Source organism: Enterococcus sp. RIT-PI-f, from assembly GCF_001297065.1.
GTDB lineage: Bacteria > Bacillota > Bacilli > Lactobacillales > Enterococcaceae > Enterococcus_D.
Genome location: NZ_LHOX01000003.1, coordinates 127,625 through 147,125 on the forward strand (window position 1 = coordinate 127,625; position 19,501 = coordinate 147,125).

Below are 19,501 nucleotides of genomic sequence, written 5' to 3' on the forward strand. Positions count from 1 at the left end.
CCACACATCGACAGACAAAAAAAGGAGTAAAAGAAAGTGGCCATTATAGAAGAATACCATTTTGGCGAATATCTTGGTGTTTCAAGTTATCATCCCTATTCTCTAAACTACATGGAGCATTTCCATCGCTCCTTTGAGCTACTTTTTTGTAGTGATGGCGATGCGGTTGTCAAAATAGAAAAAAGTCCGTATGTCCTCACTGCTGGCCAAGTATTATTGGTCATGCCATACCAGACCCATGCTATTGAAACACCTAGAGAATCGCAGCTGCATATTCTTGTTTTCTCGCCGGAATATATACCTGATTTTTATGCAAAAACGAAAGACTTCAGTTTGTCTGATCCAGTCATCACCATCGATCCATCTGTCGCTAAACAGCTTTATTATCCTTTATTCGAAACAGATTCTCTTTATTTCCGAAAATCTGCGCTATATCATCTGCTATACCTTTTTGAACACCAAACAACCTTACTTCCAGTTAAAAATCAAGATGATATACTGGTTCAGCTCCTTATCTATATCGAATCACACTTCAAAGAAGAGCTGAATCTTGAAATATTAAGTAGTCACGTTGGGTACAGTAGCGTCTATGTATCAAGGTTGATCACGGATAAACTGAAAAGCTCATTTCCTCGTCTCCTAAACCAAGCAAGGATTCGTCATGCTTCCTTCTTGCTTACTCATAGTCTATTGCCTATCTCAGAAGTGGCGGAAGAAGCCGGATTTCAAAATGTTCGAACATTTAATCGAAATTTTAAACTATTGACGTCTCTGACACCAAAAGACTATCGCTTAAAACACAATGCGCTTTTTTCAGTGCCAAAAAAATAGAAGGCACAAAAAACAGTACCTCACATATATAGCAAGGCACTGTGATTTCATGAATTGTGATTAATGAACCAATCTCTTACCTCATTCAAATCAGAAAAAGTCTTTGTTTCCGCATCTTTCGCGGCCTGAACTTTGGGATATTTGAGCAAAAGATGTTTCCCGGAGTTTTTGACCGGTAGATCGGTCAAATCGTCTTCAATTAAAAATGCTGGAATCTTAGCATATTTCGCGGCCTTTATACCAGCCATAGAGTCCTCTAATACTATAGCCTCTTCAGGTGATACGTTTGCTTGCCGGCAAGCAGATAAGAAGATTTCTGGATTAGGTTTGCCGTTTTTTACTTGATCTCCTGATACGATCACATCAAAGCAATTCGGCATCTGTTCTAGCTCAAAATAAAATTTTATTTTTTCATATGGAGAGGAAGAGGCTACGGCAACCAGACAGTTTTGGTTCTTAAGTATATGTAATAAATCAAGCAATCCCGGCTTTTTAAATACCCGTTTTTCTTCACTTAAAATCACTTCCTTGTGATGATTTATCGCATCCCGCCATTGATTAGTCGGTACTTTGTTTCCATATAGTTCCTCCATCCCCCTACGAATATCCATTTCTGTCTTTCCAGTCAAATAATAATAAACACTGTGAATAAGCTCAAAATCAAATTCTTCTGCTGCTTTCAAATAGGCCCGATATGCTAGACGTCCCGTTTCAAACATCAGTCCATCCATATCAAAAATCACCAATTTTATTTTATCCATGTGATCTCCTCCTCTAAATCAATTTTACATACAGTAAAAAGCAATGATGCCAAAGACCCTTCTGGCAAGCATTGCTTTCAATCCTTTTTTTATAGTTGGTTCAGACTAGCAATGATTTTACATAAGATAAATGATTAGTAGCTTTTTCTCTACCTTCTTTTACTAACGCTTCTGAAAGAATAAATGAGCCCCCAACTGCTAATACGTGCGGATCAGCTAAATAATCTTGAACATTTTCTAGGCTAATCCCGCCTGTAGGAACAAATTGAACATCGTAAAATGGACCGCTAAGAGCTTGAATTGCGGGTAACCCGCCATAGATATCAGCCGGAAAAAATTTAACGACCGATAAACCGTAAGATATTGCGCGCTGAATATCATTTGGTGTAGCTGTCCCAGGAAACACTGGTATTTTTTTTGCTAAACAAAATTCAACAACATCCGGTACCAACGCTGGTGAGACAATGAAGCGAGCGCCTTTTTCAATTGCACTTTTTGCTTGATCTATCGTACGAACCGTTCCCGCTCCAACAATCAATTCCCCTGATTTAGAGAGTTCTTCGATGGCTGCTAAGGCAGAATCACTTCGAAAAGTGACTTCAATAAAGCGCAAATCATGCTCAATCAACAGCGCTTCTAACAAAGGCAAATACGCAAGATTTGTTGCAGTGTATAGCGGCAATAATTTTGTTTCAGCTAATTGATCATAAAGTGTCACTCTATCCCTCCTATATTTTCCTTAAATCGTACTCGTTCTTTTACAACTGCTTCATGAAGACCTTGAAGATAGCTGATCCCTATAGCACGGTCATATAATCCATAACCCGGCATCGCCACTTCTCCCCATATTGTACGACCATGATCTGGACGAATGACTCCATCAAATCCAACCTCAACCAGCGCTTTCATAATCGCATACATATCTAACGAGCCTTCTGTCGAAAGATGAGCAGATTCCTTGAATTTGCGCTTGCCCATAAATAATACATTGCGGAAATGAACAAAATTAATGCGTTCTTTCAATGTATGTACAATCTCAACCATGTCGTTACTGGGATCAGCACCTAGCGATCCAGTACACAGTGTCACACCATTATAAGGTGAATCAATGATTGCCATAATTTTCTTTAAGTCTTGCAGATTTTTGGTGATGCGTGGCAAACCAAAAATTTCCCATGGTGGATCGTCAGGATGAATCGCCATTTTCACATCAACTTCTTCACACACAGGGATAATTCGTTTCAAGAAATAGCTGAGATTCTCAAAAAGAATCTCTTCTGTGACCCCCTCATAAGTCGCCATCAAATTCTGGAATTTTTTTAATCTTTCTTCTTCCCATCCCGGTAATTTAAATCCTTTTGATTGGCTATGAATCAATGCATACATCTCGCTAGGTTCCATATCATCAACAACGGCTTGATCATAGAGCAAGGAAAAACTACTATCCTCATTTTGATAAAAAAGATTGGTTTTTGCCCAACCAAAAATTGGTTTGAAACTATAGCAAATCATATGTATGTTACAAGCTGCTAAATTTCTGATTGTTTGAATATAATGATCAATATAATGATCTCTTTCATCTGTTCCAGCTTTGATCGCATCGTGAATCGCCACACTTTCAATGCCTAATAAAGAGAGATTTTCTTTTTCAATTGACGCTTTCAGTGCATTGATTTCAGCTATCTCCCAAATATCTCCCGGCATTTTATTCAGAAGTGTCCCTACAATCCCATGTATGCCTGGAATCTGCCGAATATTTGTCAGCGGGATTGTATCCCCTTCACCGTACCATCGAAACCCCCATTGCATATATTGTCACCCTTTCTTTTTAAAAATCATCATCCTCATCGGTACTACTATCGATTACAGATGTATTACGCCATAGAGCCATACTCGATTCGCCTTGTTTGAGTACTGATTCCACAGCAAGTTCAATTGGTGTGGATAAAAATTGGTGATTAATTGCCTCCAATAACATTGGCAGATTCACTCCACCAATCACGTATGTCATTTCTTGGAGCGGTTCCTTAAGTTGACTAATTGTCAGTACAGATTGGTTATAAGGACTAGCACTCAACAAATCTGCAAATACAATGACCCCCGCACCTTGGTCTGTTTCGTGGATTGCTTCATGAATTTTTTCTCCTAAAACTTGAATATCTTCCCCTTGATTTAAATTAACTACAGCAATATTTTCTACACTACCCATGATCACTTCTGCTGCATCTTTAAACCCAGTGCTCAGCTGTCCATGCGTTGCCAATACGATTCCTATCAAAATTACGCCTCCTTCTATTCCATTCAGCTGAATAATGCAAATACTTTTTGCATGTTACTCATATTCAGCTCGTTTTGTTTTAATTGCTTCTTCGATAAAACATATACCTGGCTTTGCGCTTCCTCAGCACTAAACAAGTAATTAATACTGCAGGAATCTTCACTATGATAGTTAATCTCTAGATGCTCCAACTGTGCTTCATTGAAATGTTGACCAACTGCTTGAATCTGCGCATCGGCACCAATCGAATCTAAGTAGTAGATTTGCGCATTTGGCCCTGCAGAATCACGCATAACCGCTAACCCCCGTTCACCATAAGCACCTTCATCCAGAAAAGCGAAGGCTGTTGATGCTTGATTAGTATCAACAATCAACGATAATAGGGCTAATACCGAAGACGTATTTCGTGTCAAATTCCGTTGAAATCCCTCACCTCTGCTTACCTTATTTAACAGTAGAAAATAAAAACCAATTATCAATGCAAATATAATTGTTTGCCAGGAAATTAAGGAAAAGGATTCTGATACAAAGTGAATATATATCCATGTGCCAAACAGCCCCAAAAGAATCATCACTAGAGAAGAACTTAAAATAAACTGACTTGTTTTGCGTTTCTGTTCCCGTCGATCAAATAGTCGATAATCACCAAAGTGTTGTGGTGGTGTATCGTAATAGGTGCAGATGATCCTTTTGGCTTTATTAAGATCACCAACATACAAATTACGTGCGGCTGTTTTCTTCGTATGATCGTACTCGACCACCTGAATATCTTTTCGAAACGGAAGGATATCCGTTACGATTGCTTTCAAAAATCTTTGTTTACTTTTATTGGTTGATCGTGAACGGTAAACGTACCGATAACGAAAAAGCCAATCACGAAATAATTCTGTTTTCTCCATAACGGTTTCTCCTATTCGCAGCAGACTTAAGAACAACGGAAGGCCACTCCTTATTGAGGGGCACTTCCGACTTCAAGCTCAGTATTCTTCATATCGCCATGAAACGCCTTATAGCTTATAAATTAAATTGCTTCAATACATCCTTGAGAGTAGATTTCGGTGCAGAAGGTGTTGCTTGAAAATAAATTGAATCCACACCATATTCTTCACTCATCTCTTTTAATTTTTGCGCATCTGATTGATTTAAGTAAACAGATTTTGTGACTAAAAGATCTTTTTCAGGATCTTTCTGTGCAATGCCACCAATGTTCAACTCTTTCATTGGTACCCCATGTTTAACTAAGTCATACATCACACTGACAGTCTTAGCGATCAAAATACAGTTATAGTCTTTAAATTGATATTCATCCCAATAAAATTTAGCTTTTTCTGGTGTAACAACAATCGTTTTCTGACCAGTTCGGCTACCGGCATTTTTGTACAATTCTCTCATGAACTTATCTTTAGCTACCACTTCGTCCACCACAAAAATGGCGTTTACACCACTTTTTTGCGACAAGGTCATCATAACCTGCCCATGAATCAAACGTTCATCTACTCGTGCTAAATTCACTACACCCATTTTTTACACTTCCTTTTCTTATAAAATACCGACACCGGCTAAAATTATCAGAATCAATGTCAACCAGAGTAGCGCTTGCGTAACTTTTAAGCCCTTCTTGGTATAAAACCAATAGACACCCATTACAACTGCTAGTGGTAAGATACCCGGAACAATCTGGTCAAGAATGTCTTGGATAATAAATTCTCGACCGGAAATATCAAACTGAAGCGAAGAACTAACTTTCACATAATTTCCTGCCAGAACCCCCATCATAAATAGACCGAGTACCGACAACGTTTCAATAGCAGTTTGTACGCCAGTACTCTGCATCAAGCCAGTTGCATTACGCCCCATAGAAAATGCTTGACGAGCAAAAAACATACCTAAAGAAACTTGGTATAAAGCAAAACAAATGAACGGGAATAACGCACCTAGCGGACTTCCTTGTTGTGCCCATGGAACTGCTATGGCAATAAAAATGTATTGAACAGTTCCTGAATCGATGGCATCTCCAATTCCCGCCAATGCTCCCATCAAACCAGCTTTGGTATTATACATTAAATCATCTTGCATCAGAATTTCTTTTTTATCATACTCTTCTTCTGCCCGCTGTTGTTCCATTGATGACATTAAACCAGTAATCACCCCGCCACCCCAACTAAGTTGTGTATTAAAAAACAACAACTGACGCTTATACGCAGCCTTTAGGGCATCATCATCTTTGTAGAGCTTGCGCAAAATTGGCATCATCGCATACAAAAGAGAAGGCGAAAGGTATCGTTCGAATGAATGCGGGATCTCATTGGCGAAATGCCATCTTAAGTATGCTTTTGTAACATCTTTCTTGGTGATTTCTTCTGGTGCACTTTGTGCAGTTTGTATTACTTCAGTCATTGCTTACTCCTCCTTATCGGTTAGAACCCGTCATCATAGTCATCGTCATCATCAAAGGATGGTGATGACTTACTCGTTTCTGTGGCAGGCGTTAATTTCCCTTTTTGCGACTGTACGAAAATCAAAGCAATCAATATTCCAAAGATTGCATAGGTGACCATCGTAATCTCCAACGAGCTTAAAACAACGCTCATAAAATATGCAAGAAAGAAAAAGACCATATAATCCTTGCGTCCAATCACATAAACAGTAGTTGCGATTCCAATAGCTGCCAAACCACCACCTACTACCTCTAAAATATGAATAACTACTGTACCTTCAAGAGCATTAATAACATCAGCAATCAACGGTGCGCCTAAATAAAGTGCAATAAATACTAATGGAACAAACAAAATAAACGAAGCAAGTGTTGGATATAGTATGATTGAACGACTCATGGCTTTGGCATTAAGATCTTCTACAGCTTTATCTGTATATTTTCCTAAGAAAGTATTGATAAAGAAACGGAATTGGTACAAATAACTACCCAATAAACCAACTGGTACAGCAACAGCAATTGCAGCTTCTGGTTGAAGATTTCCTAGTAAAGCGACAGGTACAGCAATCGCAGCGGCAATCGATGGTTCAGCCGGCATAGATCCTCCAGGAGAAAAAACACCCATATAAATCATTTGTAGCGCAGCAGTAACGATCATCGCCTGCGGGACGTTTCCCATGACCAACCCTACGATCAATCCTGTCATCAGCGGTGAAAAACGCAATGTCAGTGTAGCACCCCCACCGAGCCAACGAGACATGATTGCTGCAACCCATAATGCAATCAATAAACTTTGTGTAACACTTAATGTATCCATTTTTTCCTCCTCCTAAACGTCTTTCAAATAGATTTCTAAATCAAGAACAGCTTCTTTCAAGCGTTCTTTGGTGATTAAGACTGGGATCAAGTGTACTTTTTCTTTCGAATAAATGAACGTCACCAACTGATTGATCGTTTGCTCATTTTCTGGAAAAATGTTCATCTGGTGTAAGCTCATCGGTAAATTTAATTCTTGATAAAACGGAATCAATTGATCAATGATACGCCATTTTTCTTCAAGCGCAAGTTGATAGAACATGCCATACGCCACCTTTTCACCGTGAAGGTACTTATGGCTGCTAGGCAGATATTTGCTGATAGCGTCATGCATTGCATGGGCAGCTGCATTGCGCGCATATTTGTCCCCTAGACCGCCAACCATTCCTGCTACTGCAATAATGATTTCTGATAAATGACAAAAGGCATCAGAAACTTCTTGGTGTTTCATATCTTCAATTGCCTGCTTTGATTGAGTCAAAATGGCCGTTTGGCACAATTTTGCTGTATAACCAGCTAACTGTAAGAAAGGTTCATCTTGCAAATGTGATTGTGCTAAGATTGATTCAGATTCAATCCACTTTGCTAGCGTGTCAGCCAATCCAGCAATAAAGTAGGATATCGGTGCATCAATCACTAGATTTGGATCTGTGATCAAAAATGCTGCCTGTCTTAAATAATGCTCTGACTTTCCTTCAGATTCTCCCGATTCTTTATACATAACAGATAATGGTGTCCACGGTGCACAATTGCTAGCCAATGTTGGTATCACGCCAAAAGGCAAATTAACTATATGGGCTGCATATCCTACCAAATCTGATAACTTCCCACCCCCGACACCAAGAATAAAATCAATGTTCTTCTCAGCAACGAGAGTCGCTATTTTTTCCGCACCATAATAACTACACTCCCCTGTATAACGATAATACGTAATGTCTAATGGTTCATTTTTTAACCAAGTTAATTTGGGTTCAGCTTTTTCCCAAGAAATCGTCCCGTGAACGAGTAATAGTCGAATGACTTTATACTCTCTTAGCATCTCAGGTACAAAATCAAGTGCACCTTCATGGTAACGATAAACCTGGGGTCCAACCTTTACTTTTAAATCGGTCAGCACATTTTTTACCCTCCCTTAGGTAGCCAAATATCGGCTTTCAGCTTGGACTACTCGATCTGGCAACAGACCTTTGACTATTCGCTCAATATCCGTCACACACTTATTCCCCATTTCTTCCAAGCATTCCATTGTATATGCCGATGTATGCGGTGTCATTACAACGTTGTCAAATGCTAAATATGGATGGTCTTTGTGTCCAGGCTCTTCTTCTAAAACATCTGTCGCAAGTCCAGCAATTTTGCCACTTTTTAATCCGCTTACAATTGCTTTTTCATTCAATAATGCACCTCGTGCACTATTCGATAGATACACTTGGTTTTTCATCTTTTCCACTTCTTCATAAGAAATCATGTGATAGTTTTCCTCCGTCAAGTTGGCACAAAGACAGATAATCTCTGATTTCATCAGTAGTTCATCCAATTCGACTTTTTTCCCACCATAGCTCTGGATATACAAGGAAGATTTATACGGGTCGTACACTAAAACATCACAGCGAAACCCATTTCTCAATATTTCTACCACGCAACTACCAGTATTGCCCGCACCAATCACCCCCACTGTCTTATTGAACAATGCTCGTCCGACAAAGTTGGCTCGTTTATTCCATTGGTCTTCACGTACTTTTGTATTCGACTCGACAGTACAACGCAAAAGCGCCAAAAGATTCGTAATATTATTTTCTGCTACTGCATCCCGCTCAACCAGTGGTGGAATGATTGAAACAATTGTATGATGGATTTTTGCAGCCTCTAAATCAATATTGTTATAACCGATCCCATGGCGTGTAATTAATAGTAGTTCATCTTTGTATTCAAAAAACTCTTTTGTGAAAAATGGCGTCACACTTGCAATAACTATATTGTATCCATGAAGTTCTTCTGCCAATTCTCTACCAGCTATTTCGCTGTCAACGTTGAAATGCTTGACTGATCCGATCGTTTCTAACCGTTCAATATGTTGTGGAAAAATTTTACCGAAACTGCTGGAATTTACTACAGCGATCTTAAATTGTTTCATAGGATTCCCCCTTATTCCTTCACCACCATCTCATGCCCGCCGAATCCATTACGCAACGCAGCAACCACTTTTCCAGAAAAATTGTCTTCTTCTTGCGACAGATTTCTCATAAACAAACTCAAGGCAATCGTCGGGACAGCTACATTCATTTCAAGAGCTGTTTCGACAGTCCATTGGGCTTCTCCTGAAGCAGCCACGATTCCTCGATATTCTGCCAAACGCGGACTATTTGAGAATTGTGCTTCTGCGATTTCCATCAACCAACTACGTATGACAGAGCCATGATTCCACACCTTTGCCACTGCAGCCAAATCAAAGTTATAATCACTTCGTTCAATCAATTGAAAGCCTTCGCCAATGGCTTGCATCATGCCATATTCGATGCCGTTGTGAACCATTTTTAGAAAATGTCCGCTGCCTGAAGGTCCTGCATACAAATAGCCGTTTTCGGTTGCTATATCTTCGAATAGCGGTTCGATCCTGCGAAACGCCGCTTCATCGCCGCCAATCATCAAGCAGGCCTCATGGCGGGCACCAGAGATTCCTCCGGATGTCCCACAATCAAAATAAGTCACCGCTTTTTCCTTGAAAGTTGCAGCCCGACGGATCGAATCCTTATAATTGGTGTTCCCACCTTCGATAATGATATCACCGGGTTCTGCCAGCTGTTGTAGCGCTATCAATACATGCTCAGTAGGCTCCCCTGCTGGCAACATGAGCCAAAAAATACGCTTGCCTGTAAAAGCCGCTGCCAAAGCAGCCACAGATGCAACGGTTTCGATTCCTTCCTTTTTTGCTGCAAGCTGGGCCTGCTGTGAAATATCCATACCGATCACACGATACTGACTGTCTTTTAAATTCAATGCAAGATTCAAGCCCATTTTACCTAGGCCGATAATGCCAATCTCCATGTCAGCGCCTCCATTTCTTATATCTCCATTATACAAAAAAATATTTTTTTGTAAACATAAAAAAGAAAAAATATTTTTGTTGGCTTTTTGATATGAAATTCCATGTCTTTATGATAAATTAATCATAATCTATCTCATTCCTTGAAAGGAGGTTCTATTTTGACGTTATCTATCCGTTTGCAAATTAAAACACATTATAAAGATTTTAGTTTGAAAGAACAAAAAATCGCCGATTATATTTTGGAGAATCCTAGTAAAGTCAGCCATAGCTCAATCAGCGATCTTTCTAACACCTTAGGGATTGCGGATTCGACATTTTTTCAGTTCACAAAAAAATTGGGCTACAATGGCTTCAAAGATTTTAAGATGGCCATGCTGATGCAAGAAAATGATTTATCTGCTATTTCTTTCCATGAGAATATCCAACAATCTGACAATGAATTGACAATGGCGCAAAAAGTATTTGACTCCAATATGTCCACACTGACGGATACCCGTAATTTATTGACGGAGGAGAATCTTAATCAAGCGGTCTCTATGATCGATAACGCTAAGCGGGTCTATTTTTTTGGCGTGGGCGGTTCTGAAATCGTTGCTACAGATGCCTATCATAAATTCTTGCGTTCCCCTATTGCGGTATACCATAGTACGGATTTCCATATTCAACTGATGGAAGCTTCTTTGCTGACTGCTGATGACTGTGCGATTTTTATCTCCCATACGGGGAAATCTCGTGAAACGATCGAAATGGCGCAAATCGCCAAAGAAGCTGGCGCAAAAATCATCGTCCTCACTAGTCATGCTGGCTCACCTTTGGCTAAACTAGGTGACGTGGTTTTTATCTCTATTTCCGAAGAAACCGAATTTCGTTCAGAAGCACTGGCTTCACGGATCTCGCAACTCAGCATCATGGATGCACTATATGTGATTTTAATGTTCATCAATCGGGATGCTGCACAACAATCGATCAAGAAGATTCGTCGCTCAATTTCAAAAATCAAAGAGAGTTGATCATTTTACAGCATAGTCTTCCCTCTAGCATAACCGAAAAAAACTTATCCGCAGCAAGCGCATTTGTCTGTAATCAGACAGTGGTCTATGCTGCGGATAAGTTTTTTTATACTTTTGAATAGGTAGAGGATCCGACTGTTCCTTACTGATAGGTCCCTGTTTGCAAGATTGATTCTTGCACCAACAGTTCGTCGATGGAACAATTTTTTGCTAAAGCTTCTTTGACAAGGGCACTAGCTTTTTCGTACCCGATTTGTGGTGCAAGGGCTGTGACGCTCCCCGTACTGCTAGCCACGGCTTCCGCACACGCTGTTTCATTCACGGTAATCCCCGCCACACATTTATCAGCAAAAATTTGACACGCTTTGGTCAACAGTTGACATGATTCAAATAAATTATGGAACATCACCGGCTCAAAAGCATTCAATTCCAATTCTCCAGAAGCTGCCGCAAAGGTGATGGCACCGTCATTTCCAATCACTTGAAAGGCAATTTGACTAATAACTTCTGGAATGACTGGATTGACTTTGCCCGGCATGATCGATGAGCCTGCTTGTCTTGCTGGCAAGTTGAGTTCATGAAAACCAGTTCGCGGACCGCTGGCTAAGAGCCGCAGATCATTGGCGCTTTTGTTCAATGTGATGGCAATCGTTTTTAATCCACCTGAAATCGAGGCGAAACTGTCGGTATGCTGTGTACTATCAATAAGGTCATTCGCTGGCCGTAAAGGTCTTGGAAAACGTCGGTTCAATTCTTGATAGAGGTATTCTTGATAGCGATAGGACGCATTAAGACCTGTTCCAATGGCTGTCCCCCCCATATTTAAGGTCAATAGTTCTGCCGATAAGTGGTGCAGCCGTTCACGGCAGCGCGTCAAACTGTGGGCATATGCAGCGAAACTTTCACCTACTTTCATTGGCACCGCCTCTTGCAGTTGGGTTCGACCCATTTTTGCCACATGCTGAAATTCTTTCGCTTTCATATGCCATCTGTCAATCAACTGTACCAGTGCTTCATCCAATTGTTCAATATATATAAGCAAAGCCAGTTTCCCAGCACTGGGATAGACATCATTTGTGGATTGGCTTTGATTGACATCGTCTAAAGGATGAAGATATTGATATTCCCCTTTCTTATGCCCCATCAATTCTAACCCGCGATTGGCGATCACTTCATTCACATTCATGTTGGTGGATGTTCCTGCTCCCCCCTGAAATGTATCAACAATAAATTCTTCATCCCACTTGCCCATGATGATTTCTTCCGCAGCAGTCACAATGATTTGTGCTTTTTCTTTGGATAGCGTGCCAGATTGTTGATTGGCTAGCGCAGCTGCCGCTTTGATACGCGCTACTTGCTTGATCATCGTCAGATCGACTTTTTGCTCAGTGAAAGCAAAATTTTCTTTTGCGCGATAACTATGAATGCCATAATAAGCCCCCTCGTATATAGGTAGACTGCCAATTGTATCTGATTCGATCCTCATCATGATTTAAACGCCCCTTTTTGTATTATATGTGATAAAATATCACATAAGAGAAAAAGACACGAGCCTTTTCAGCCATCTCTTTGTTAATCCTTGAAATTGATTCCTTTCACTTTGAAAAACAAAGAGAAACAGTACAAAAACAGAAAAGAGGAAAGTATTTGGATGAACTAGATAAGAAGTTGTTGAATCTGTTGCAGCAAAATGGTCGGTTATCGATCAAAAAGTTAAGTGAAGCGTTATTCATCACTGCACCTGCTGTTTCCCAACGAATAAAACATTTAGAAGAAACCGGTCAATTGTTGTATTATCAAGCGACGATTGACTATGAACAAGCCGGCTTGCCGATCAAAGCATTTATCCACCTGTCGATCGAACCACAGCAAAAAGCGAGTTTCTATCCTTTCATACAGGCGATTCCCAATGTGCTGGAATGTGATTGTGTCACAGGCCCTTATTCGATGCTAATCAAAGTCGTTTTCCCTTCTACCAAATCATTGGACAGTTTTATCAATGACTTGCAAAAGTTCGGTCGAACCAACACTCAAATCGTCTTCTCGACGCCAGTTCCCTCTCGGGGATATCAATTCTGAAAACCCAAAAAGCGCGCTTATCTCACATAGACAGGCACGCTTTTTTATATGCAGGGATCACTGGTCATCGACTGGCACTTGCAAGCCTCGTGGTCCGACATTCGTTGAAAATACAATGTGGGTTTTGGTATCTCCATAAAATTGCAAATCTGTGATAAACCGATCCAAGACGACCGTATCACTAAAATAAACCTTCAAGAGCATAGAATAATCTCCAGTGATACAGTCACACTCAATCACATTTGGGATGTCTGCGATATAGGCATAGAAGGCTTCTTTATCTTTGGCATTCACTGCGCAATGGACATACGCTTTGATCAGATAACCAAGTTTTTGGTAGTCGATCAGTGCCTGATAAGAACGGATATAACCAAGGGTTTCAAGGTTTTGTACCCGCACAGAAACAGATGGCGACGAAATAAAGCATTGCTCTGCGATCTGTTTGACAGTGACTCGGGCATTTTGCTGCATGATGTTCAGTATCTTGCGGTCTAAGTTATCCATAATCATCCCCCGTTCTCATTATTTTCTCAGTTTATCGAGAAAACAACAGAAGCGCAAGTTACAGATTACATCCTATGTTAAATTTCCTAACATCAACGCTGAGATAATTGGAAATAGCGATAAGCAATCATCGCCCCACAAGCAAACAGACCACACCCAAAAAACATCATGTCAAAGCCAAAAAGACTGGCAATGATTCCCCACAAAAAAGCCCCACCTCCATAAGCTACATCTAAGGCTGCTGAAAATACCGCTGTCCCTTGCCCTCGCTGCGCCTCAGACACCGATTCTAATACAATCGTATTCATCACAGGCAATAAGCCGGCATAACCGACACCATAACAACTCGCGGCCAGAAGCAAGCCGCTGAGCTGTGTTGTAAATGGCAACAGACAAAAAGAAACCAAAATCAATAATAAACTGCCATAAATCAGTGTAGCCGTTTGGATTTTGGCGAGCAAACGTGGAAATACGACCCGTGTTGTGACCGTCATGATCGACATGACCGTAAAATAATAGCCTGCGCCGATAATCTCACGTTCAAGGGCATATTGTACAATAAACGCCACCACGCCAGAATTGGCAAAGCATATCAAAAAAAGGATACCGCTAGGAAACACAACTGCTTTGATGCGAAGCAGTTCTCGTAACGATGATTTCTCTTCGCCAGAGTGCGTATTCCCCCGTGAAAAGGGCTGTTCTTTCAAAAACAAACTCAATAAAAAAGCCGTTCCGCTCAACAAGACAGCCATCCGAAAAAGTGCAGGAAATCCATAATTTTCTACAACAGCAAGTCCTATCAACGGGCCGATGGCACTCGGCACAGCCTGAGCGATACTGAAATACCCCAATCCGACTGCTAATTTGCCTTCAGGAATCGTATCAACTGCCATCGTCGCCGCTGCTGTCGCTTGCAAACTATTGCCCGCCCCTTGCAAGATGCGCAGACAAAAAAGCATCAATAGCCCCTGCAACAGATTCAATAAACTAAAATCAATCAACAGGATGGCTAATCCCATACAAAGCAAGACTTTGCGTCCATATCGATCCAATGCCACACCGATTGGCAAACGGCAAAACAAAGCAGATAGCCCCAAGACACCTACAATGGCGCCGGATACTGCTTTAGAACCACCTAAAGAAGCAACATATAACGGCAAGGTCCCCATTTGGGTCGTGATGGCTGTCATTGCTAGTGCCGTGACCACCATCACTAAATAAAAATCTTTCGACCAAAGCCGACTAGAGCTGTTCACCTTTTCCATATCGTGCCTCGCTTCTATACAGCTAATTGAAAACGTACTTGTGTCAAAAATTGCTGTGTACGTTCTTCTTGCGGATCCTCAAAAATTTCTTCTGGTGTTCCCGCTTCTACCACCACACCATCCGCCATGAATATCACTTTATCCGCGACTTCTTGTGCAAATTGCATTTCATGCGTCACGATGATCATCGTTTGCCCACTATCAGCCAGTTGCTTCATGACATTTAGAACATCACCGACAAGTTCTGGATCGAGCGCTGAAGTTGGTTCATCAAACAGTAATAATTCTGGCGTCAAAGCCATCGCTCTGGCGATACCTACACGTTGTTGCTGTCCGCCAGACAGTTGACTAGGATACATCATGGCTTTATCTGCCAAACCCACTTTTTCTAAAGCAGACAGCGCTGCTTTTTCTGCCAGTTTTTTTGGGAAACGCCGTGGTGTGCGTAGACCTTCAGCCACATTTTGCAACACATTCATGTGGCTGAACAGCTCATAGGATTGAAAGACCATCGCTGTTTTGCGGGCAATCTCCAATCGTTGGGTTTTGCCAATATGTGCGAGATCATACTGGAAGTCACCGATAGAATAACTCCCCGCGTCAGGCTGCTCCAACAAATTCAAGCAACGCAAAAAGGTCGTTTTTCCAGAGCCGCTAGGACCAATGATGCACACAACTTCCCCACGTTCAATTTGTAAGCCAACATTTTTTAAGATGACTTGTTTATCGAATGACTTCTTCAAACCTTTGATTTCTGCTTGCAGCATATTCCCACCCTTTCTTTTCTATCGCTCAAAGCGCGATCGTATTGGCAGATTGTCCTTCTAGCAAAATATCTCTTGCATTGTTCAAAGCTGTTTCTGCAATTTCTTGTACAGCCAATTGGGTATAATACGCAATATGCGGGGTCAAAAGCACATTTGGCAGTTGATTCAGCTGTTGATAATAAGGATTTTGATCCCACCCAACTGAAAAATACCGTTCTTCATTGGCGATAGCATCTAATACAGCACCAGACAAACGCCCTTGCGCGAGTGCGGCAATCAACGCATCCGTATCAACGATTCCGCCACGTGCCGTATTGACCAGACAACTGCCAGGCTTCATCTGTGCAAAAACAGATGCCGAAAATAGTCCTTCTGATGCTTTTGTCAGCGGGATATGGATCGACAAGACGTCCGATGCAGCAATCAAGGTCTCAAAGGACACATATTCGACAATCCCCTTCAACCGAGGATTTTCACTCCTACTTGTGGCAATCACATGTCCCCCCATATGATAAATCGCTTCTGCGACTACAGCACCGATTCGACCAGTGCCTAACAAACCGACTGTTACGTCTTGTAGCTCCCGACCAATCACAGACCGTCGATCAAGTTTTCCTTTGATCATTGCTGGAATATTGCGTAAAGCCATCAAGATCGACATCACCGTGTAATGGCCCACCGATGTTGGGCTATAAGAAGGGACATTGGTGACCGTCAACTGATGCTTTTGCGCCCAGTCAAAACGAACACCGTCGACCCCCGTTGATTTGATCGATAACTGCTTCATCCCTAAAATATGCAAGCGTTGGTACAGGGACTCATCTTGCTGCATAGCCAGACTAGGATACAAACAGATGCCGTCATGCCCTGCTGCCAAATGGATATTCTCCCAAGACAAGCCCTCCATCACGATCGTCACTGGTGTTTTGTGGATAAATTGCCACCGTTCGATATAAGCAATTTCTTCTTCACTTACCCCGTAATAAATCAATTTCATTGGCAACACCTCCTAACTGACCCCTTCATATGCTGGCGGCATCGCGTATTCCAACGCATCACCTAATAAAGCGATCCCTTGATCGATCTGTGCCAATGTCGGCTTCGTAAAATTCAGCCGAAATGAATGCTCATAGCCTTTTCCCGCGACACTCATGATATTGCCTGGAATGACCGCAACTTTCGCCTCATCCAGGTAATCATAGAACCGCTCTGCGTCCACCTCAGTCGATAGGAAACAGGTGATAAAATAGCCGCCTGTTGGTTTGATAAAGGTAAGCTTATCCGTTGGCAGTGCCTGTAATGCTTGCAGCATGCGGGTATATTTCTCTTGATACAACAAGGTCAATTGGGCCACATGACCTTCGAAATCATGATGATCCATATATTCGGCCAATACCACTTGCCAATAAAAATTGGTGTGGGAATCGGCGGATTGCTTGGCCAAAATCAATTTTTCCATTGCAGGACCAGCAGCCATCATAAAACCAATCCGGCTGCTGGGTGCCAAAATTTTTGAAAAAGATCCCGCATAAATGATTCGTCCTTCGGTATCTAATGTTTTCATCTTAGGGATCGGTGTACCTTCATACAACAACTCACCGTAAGGATCGTCTTCAAAAATCAGCACATCATATTGACACGCCAATGCATAAATGGCTTTACGTTTTTCCAATGGCATTGATGTGCCTAAAGGGTTTTGGAAAGTGGGGATCAGATACAACATTTTCACTCTTGCGTCTGTTTTGAGGATTGTTTCTAAAGCGTCAAGATCCATTGATTCTGCTGCAAGATCCATCGGTACCGGCACTGGGATCGCCCCATATCCTTTGATGGCATTCACCGCACCGGAAAATGTTTGCTCCTCGCATAACACCACATCGCCTTCATTACAAAAGACTTTGACCGCCAAATCCATGGCTTGGGTCGAACCCGAAACCACCAGCACCTCCTCTTCGTTATCGATATTTGACAACTGACGCAAACGTTCTTTGATCAAGGTCCGTAAGCGCGGATACCCTTCTGATGCCCCATACTGTAAGAAAGATTCTGGATCCGCTTCGCTATATAATTTTTGCGAGATCTCTTTCAATGTGGTCATTGGAAAGGCTTCTGTCGGCGGAAATCCGTAAGCAAAGGAAATAGCTGCTGCAGACTCCATATTTTTTTTGGCATTCTCTCTTAATGGAGATGCTTCTAATGTCATGATACGTTGTGCGAATTGATAGGCCATTCTATTTCCTCCCTGCATAGTTGTTAGCCAGCCAGCTGCGTGGTAAAGCGGGCTAAAAAGGCTTTGGTTCGTTCTTCTTTGGTTTCCTCGAATACTTGTTGCGGTGTGCCTTGTTCAACAATATGTCCATTCTCCATGAAAACGACTTTGTCTGCTACTTCATACGCGAATTTCATTTCATGGGTCACCAATACCATGGTCGCACCGGCTTCCGCAATTTCTCTGAGCAGCGCCAATGTCTGTCCCACTAGTTCCGGGTCCAATGCCGAGGTAGGTTCATCAAACAAGATGACCTTAGGATTCAACGCCAACGCACGGGCGATCCCGATACGCTGCTGTTGTCCACCGGACAGTTGGCTAGGATAAAAATCTTGTCGTTCAGACAAACCGACTTGATCCAACAAAGCCTCTGCTGTTCGCAGAGCAGCTTCTTTGCTTTGTTTTTTGGTCACGATCAATGGCATCATGATATTTTCTTTGGCTGTTTTATTTTGAAACAAAGCATAATTTTGGAAAACCATCGCTGTTTGCCGTTGATGGGTCAATATTTCTTTTTTACTTGCTTTGTGCAATGTGGTGGTGGTTTCTCCCAATTGAATCACACCTTGATCTGCTCGTTCCAAAAAATTGAGACAACGCAAGAAGGTCGTTTTTCCCGAACCGGAAGGCCCCAATAAGACGACTACTTCGCCTTTAGCGACATCAAGATCAATCCCTTTTAACACTTCTTGTTTGCCGAATCGCTTATGGATATCCGTTACTTTCATCATAATGCGGCCCTCCTTAGTTTGCGCAACATCCGATTTTCCAGTAATTGTGCCCCTTTTTCGATGACCAAACTAATCAGCCAATAAATGATCGCAACAGCCACATACGCTTCTAAAAAACGATAATTTTGCTGGGCCGTGATCTTAGCTGCCGCAAAAACATCGACGACACTGACCATGGAAGCTAAGGCCGACGCTTTAACCAACGAGATCAGCAAATTGCTGAACATGGGCAATGAAATCGGCCAGGCTTGCGGGAGCAGCACACGACGGATCACTTGTACGTTCGTCATGCCGATCGATTTGGCTGCATCGAACTGCCCTTTTTTGACTGCCGCAAATGCGCCCCTGAAAATCTCGCTGCTATTGATAGCAGACATTAAACTCAAGGCGGCGATCGCTATCCAAACCATATTGAAATCTTTAAATCGCAAAGTCCAATGCATCGACTCCGCCCAAATATCAAACTGTTTAGCAGAAATAAGATATAACGCTAAAATCACTAAAACCACTGGGACCCCTTTTAAGACCGTGACCATCACTTGCAGCACTGGTGCGAGGATCTTGATCCTATACAGACGAATCAAGGCGATGATCAACCCAACCACCGCGCCAATGACGAGTGCGGTCAACGCCATAAAAAGCGTCGTACCAATATAATGACTTGCTGTTTTCAGCGCTTCGATCATAATAGACAATTGAAAACTCATCGC

General features: G+C 41.7%; 22 protein-coding genes. 3 read left to right on the plus strand and 19 right to left on the minus strand.

The features are described 5' to 3' along the window. Window positions 1-36: 36 nt before the first annotated feature. The gene (locus tag AEQ18_RS00975; RefSeq protein ID WP_054114500.1) at window positions 37-831 is read left to right on the plus strand and encodes a helix-turn-helix transcriptional regulator; all 795 of its coding nucleotides are present in this window, start codon (window positions 37-39) and stop codon (window positions 829-831) included. A gap of 47 nt (window positions 832-878) precedes the next feature. On the opposite strand, the gene AEQ18_RS00980 is transcribed toward AEQ18_RS00975, so the two are convergent. From AEQ18_RS00980 to gnd, 11 genes are all read right to left on the minus strand, one after another. Next, entirely contained in the window at window positions 879-1,592 is a 714-nt protein-coding gene (locus AEQ18_RS00980) for an HAD family hydrolase (protein ID WP_054114501.1), read from the minus strand. A 100-nt stretch (window positions 1,593-1,692) separates the two neighbouring features. Next, a complete protein-coding gene (locus tag AEQ18_RS00985) occupies window positions 1,693-2,310 on the minus strand; it encodes a bifunctional 4-hydroxy-2-oxoglutarate aldolase/2-dehydro-3-deoxy-phosphogluconate aldolase (protein WP_054114502.1) in 618 nt (205 codons plus the stop codon). Continuing rightward, window positions 2,307-3,401: a mannonate dehydratase gene (gene uxuA, locus AEQ18_RS00990; protein WP_054114503.1), complete on the minus strand. Its 1,095-nt coding sequence runs from the start codon at window positions 3,399-3,401 to the stop codon at window positions 2,307-2,309. The genes AEQ18_RS00985 and uxuA overlap by 4 nt, the downstream gene beginning before the upstream one ends. 19 nt (window positions 3,402-3,420) lie before the next feature. Next, window positions 3,421-3,870 (minus strand): PTS sugar transporter subunit IIA, encoded by a 450-nt coding sequence (locus AEQ18_RS00995; RefSeq protein WP_054114504.1) that lies wholly within the window; start codon window positions 3,868-3,870, stop codon window positions 3,421-3,423. Window positions 3,871-3,893: 23 nt separating this feature from the next. Beyond that, window positions 3,894-4,769: a hypothetical protein gene (locus AEQ18_RS01000; protein WP_054114505.1), complete on the minus strand. Its 876-nt coding sequence runs from the start codon at window positions 4,767-4,769 to the stop codon at window positions 3,894-3,896. Between the two features lie 115 nt (window positions 4,770-4,884). Continuing rightward, window positions 4,885-5,391 (minus strand): PTS system mannose/fructose/N-acetylgalactosamine-transporter subunit IIB, encoded by a 507-nt coding sequence (locus AEQ18_RS01005; RefSeq protein WP_054114506.1) that lies wholly within the window; start codon window positions 5,389-5,391, stop codon window positions 4,885-4,887. An 18-nt stretch (window positions 5,392-5,409) separates the two neighbouring features. Beyond that, the gene (locus AEQ18_RS01010; protein ID WP_054114507.1) at window positions 5,410-6,267 is read right to left on the minus strand and encodes a PTS system mannose/fructose/sorbose family transporter subunit IID; all 858 of its coding nucleotides are present in this window, start codon (window positions 6,265-6,267) and stop codon (window positions 5,410-5,412) included. A 20-nt stretch (window positions 6,268-6,287) separates the two neighbouring features. Continuing rightward, window positions 6,288-7,121, minus strand: coding sequence for a PTS mannose/fructose/sorbose/N-acetylgalactosamine transporter subunit IIC (locus AEQ18_RS01015; RefSeq protein ID WP_054114508.1), 834 nt, complete (start codon window positions 7,119-7,121; stop codon window positions 6,288-6,290). Window positions 7,122-7,133: 12 nt separating this feature from the next. Further along, window positions 7,134-8,237: an iron-containing alcohol dehydrogenase family protein gene (locus AEQ18_RS01020; protein ID WP_054114509.1), complete on the minus strand. Its 1,104-nt coding sequence runs from the start codon at window positions 8,235-8,237 to the stop codon at window positions 7,134-7,136. Between the two features lie 15 nt (window positions 8,238-8,252). Continuing rightward, window positions 8,253-9,254: a D-isomer specific 2-hydroxyacid dehydrogenase family protein gene (locus AEQ18_RS01025; RefSeq protein WP_054114510.1), complete on the minus strand. Its 1,002-nt coding sequence runs from the start codon at window positions 9,252-9,254 to the stop codon at window positions 8,253-8,255. 11 nt (window positions 9,255-9,265) lie between these two features. Then, window positions 9,266-10,165 (minus strand): phosphogluconate dehydrogenase (NAD(+)-dependent, decarboxylating), encoded by a 900-nt coding sequence (gnd, locus tag AEQ18_RS01030; RefSeq protein ID WP_054114511.1) that lies wholly within the window; start codon window positions 10,163-10,165, stop codon window positions 9,266-9,268. Window positions 10,166-10,324: 159 nt separating this feature from the next. On the opposite strand from gnd, the gene AEQ18_RS01035 reads away from it, so the two are divergent. Continuing rightward, a complete protein-coding gene (locus AEQ18_RS01035) occupies window positions 10,325-11,176 on the plus strand; it encodes a MurR/RpiR family transcriptional regulator (protein ID WP_054114512.1) in 852 nt (283 codons plus the stop codon). 142 nt (window positions 11,177-11,318) lie between these two features. On the opposite strand, the gene AEQ18_RS01040 is transcribed toward AEQ18_RS01035, so the two are convergent. Continuing rightward, window positions 11,319-12,665 (minus strand): aspartate ammonia-lyase, encoded by a 1,347-nt coding sequence (locus tag AEQ18_RS01040; RefSeq protein WP_082348568.1) that lies wholly within the window; start codon window positions 12,663-12,665, stop codon window positions 11,319-11,321. A 158-nt stretch (window positions 12,666-12,823) separates the two neighbouring features. Here AEQ18_RS01040 and AEQ18_RS01045 point away from each other — a divergent pair, with 158 nt between their 5' ends. Then, window positions 12,824-13,255 carry an Lrp/AsnC family transcriptional regulator gene (locus AEQ18_RS01045; protein WP_054114513.1) on the plus strand — a complete coding sequence of 144 codons (432 nt, stop codon included), beginning with the start codon at window positions 12,824-12,826 and terminating at the stop codon, window positions 13,253-13,255. 57 nt (window positions 13,256-13,312) lie between these two features. On the opposite strand, the gene AEQ18_RS01050 is transcribed toward AEQ18_RS01045, so the two are convergent. From AEQ18_RS01050 to AEQ18_RS01080, 7 genes are all read right to left on the minus strand, one after another. Beyond that, window positions 13,313-13,759: an Lrp/AsnC family transcriptional regulator gene (locus AEQ18_RS01050; protein ID WP_005470356.1), complete on the minus strand. Its 447-nt coding sequence runs from the start codon at window positions 13,757-13,759 to the stop codon at window positions 13,313-13,315. 92 nt (window positions 13,760-13,851) lie between these two features. Further along, on the minus strand, window positions 13,852-15,024 hold the full coding sequence (locus AEQ18_RS01055; RefSeq protein ID WP_054114514.1) for an MFS transporter: 1,173 nt from the start codon (window positions 15,022-15,024) through the stop codon (window positions 13,852-13,854). 14 nt (window positions 15,025-15,038) lie between these two features. Further along, window positions 15,039-15,791 (minus strand): amino acid ABC transporter ATP-binding protein, encoded by a 753-nt coding sequence (locus tag AEQ18_RS01060; protein ID WP_021150487.1) that lies wholly within the window; start codon window positions 15,789-15,791, stop codon window positions 15,039-15,041. A 25-nt stretch (window positions 15,792-15,816) separates the two neighbouring features. Then, window positions 15,817-16,788 carry an NAD(P)-dependent oxidoreductase gene (locus AEQ18_RS01065; protein WP_054114515.1) on the minus strand — a complete coding sequence of 324 codons (972 nt, stop codon included), beginning with the start codon at window positions 16,786-16,788 and terminating at the stop codon, window positions 15,817-15,819. Between the two features lie 12 nt (window positions 16,789-16,800). Continuing rightward, window positions 16,801-18,021 carry an aminotransferase-like domain-containing protein gene (locus AEQ18_RS01070; RefSeq protein WP_054114516.1) on the minus strand — a complete coding sequence of 407 codons (1,221 nt, stop codon included), beginning with the start codon at window positions 18,019-18,021 and terminating at the stop codon, window positions 16,801-16,803. A gap of 23 nt (window positions 18,022-18,044) precedes the next feature. Further along, complete coding sequence (locus AEQ18_RS01075) at window positions 18,045-18,791, minus strand: amino acid ABC transporter ATP-binding protein (protein WP_054114517.1); 747 nt, start codon at window positions 18,789-18,791, stop codon at window positions 18,045-18,047. Beyond that, complete coding sequence (locus AEQ18_RS01080) at window positions 18,788-19,498, minus strand: amino acid ABC transporter permease (RefSeq protein ID WP_054114518.1); 711 nt, start codon at window positions 19,496-19,498, stop codon at window positions 18,788-18,790. Before AEQ18_RS01080 ends, AEQ18_RS01075 begins: the two co-directional genes overlap by 4 nt. Window positions 19,499-19,501 lie beyond the last annotated feature (3 nt).